Source organism: Cytobacillus sp. FSL W8-0315, from assembly GCF_038002905.1.
GTDB lineage: Bacteria > Bacillota > Bacilli > Bacillales > Cytobacillaceae > Cytobacillus > Cytobacillus pseudoceanisediminis.
The window spans coordinates 1-1739 of sequence record NZ_JBBOOC010000009.1 but is presented as its reverse complement, the minus strand read 5'-3'; the positions used below and the strand labels follow the sequence as shown (position 1 = coordinate 1739).

1 protein-coding gene is annotated in these 1739 nt (G+C 44.7%); it reads right to left on the bottom strand.

Features of this window, described 5'->3' with window-relative positions; all coding sequences use genetic code 11:
- Nucleotides 1-146: 146 nt before the first annotated feature.
- Nucleotides 147-1376, bottom strand: a complete 1230-nt coding sequence (locus tag MKY20_RS28625) for an IS110 family transposase (RefSeq protein WP_009333976.1) — start codon at nucleotides 1374-1376, stop codon at nucleotides 147-149.
- Nucleotides 1377-1739 lie beyond the last annotated feature (363 nt).

Genomic DNA, 1739 nt, shown 5'->3' with positions numbered 1-1739 from the left:
ACCTGCGGTAATATGTCAACTCCAAAAGTTTAAAGATGTTTAGTTTTCAATTTACTTGTGACTAAAAAAGACCGTAAGGAACTACACCAGTAAATAAATGTAATTTACTGGAAATCAGGAAGGCTTGCGCTGACAAAGTATATTTGTCAGATCTTCACGCACCTTTCTTGCGCAAAGACTTGGCGTTTGCGAAGCAGCGCATCCACCAATCGCACGAGTTTTCTTGCTGTTAGGACGAGGGCACGTTTGTGTTGATGTTTTGGAACTTCAAGACATTTCTTTTGGTAAAACTCGCGATATTCGGGAATCTGTCTCCTAACCGAGTTGGCGGCTTCAACGAGGTAGTAGCGCAGATATTCGTTTCCTTGTCGCGAAAGAGAAGTGTCTTCAGCTGTAAAGCGGCCAGACTGGTGTTTCCGCCAGTATAGACCTGCATATTTGGCAATCTTGCTTTCATCTTCAAAACGTTCAATCTGGCCGATTTCGGCAATAATGCCTGCGGCATATACAGGTCCGATGCCCGGTATAGTCTCCAAGGTCTGGGAAAGGCCTGTCATTAGACGGGTAATGGCTTTGTCGATTTCCTTGATCTGTTTCTGAAAGGAACGGATCAGCTCAATGGAAGTACCTAAAAGGAGATCCATTGAGTCTTCTACCACTTTATCTAAGCGGTAGGAAGAGCGGACTGCCCGTTGGATGGAAGTAGCTACTTTATCGGGATCAGAGAAACGATTCTTCCCGTGTTCCTGAAGGAACGCAGCCAATTCATCTAAAGGCATCTGGGCCAGTTCTTCCAGGCTGTATCTTTCGAGGAAGAGGTCCATCATCGCATTTCCGAAGGCGGAAGAGTCCACCTCATGGGAAAAGTTGCTGCACTTGAAATTCAGATGTTGGAGAAAGTGCTGTTTCTCCTTTGTCATCATCTTAACCAAGTGATAACGTGAACGGGTCAACTGTTGGAGTGCGACATACTGGCTCTCCTTGACAATGGACATCTGGTTACGGCCGAATCGGACATAATCGGCAATCACGAATGCATCAATTTCATCCGTCTTATTCATATCCGAATAGCTTTTCTTGAAGTTGGCAATCTGTTTCGGATTAATGACGAACACTTGAGTGTCAAAGACCTTAAGGTCTTCATCATAATGAAGGAACATAGAAGGATGGAAGCTATAGACCGAAGTGGACTCCAAACCGATCTTAACGCTTTCAACTTTACGTCCTTTCGCAAGGCCGAGGATTCGTTCCTTCAAAACTGTGGCTCCTGGAAGGTCATTTGATACCGTGAAGGTATCCACTTTTGATCCTTCCTGATCAAGGATACAGCCTTTCATGTCAAACGAACTTACGTCTAAACCAACAAATAATCGCATGGGGGTTACCCTCCTTTCATTGTGGAATCATTGGGTATTTCCTTGGACGCCTCGAGATATCTCTAGTATGGACGCCGATCATCAACCTCGTGTATCAGAACTGCATCTGCATCGAAAGCCGCCTCAGGGCTGCTTGTCACCTGAGTTCGAGAGGCAGTGCGCTCAGCCTGCGAGTATGAAGTGCCGCACGTACACTGAGAAACAGTCTTTAGATGTAGTCAAGCTACAGGGGCAGGAAGAATTGTCCCAAATGATCCTAAGACCATTATCTAGAAATATCTCGAGACGTCCAAACAGACCACCTTATATTGATAGAAAAGATGAAAAAGAGAATGGTATTTAAGGAGTTAAACATAATATACG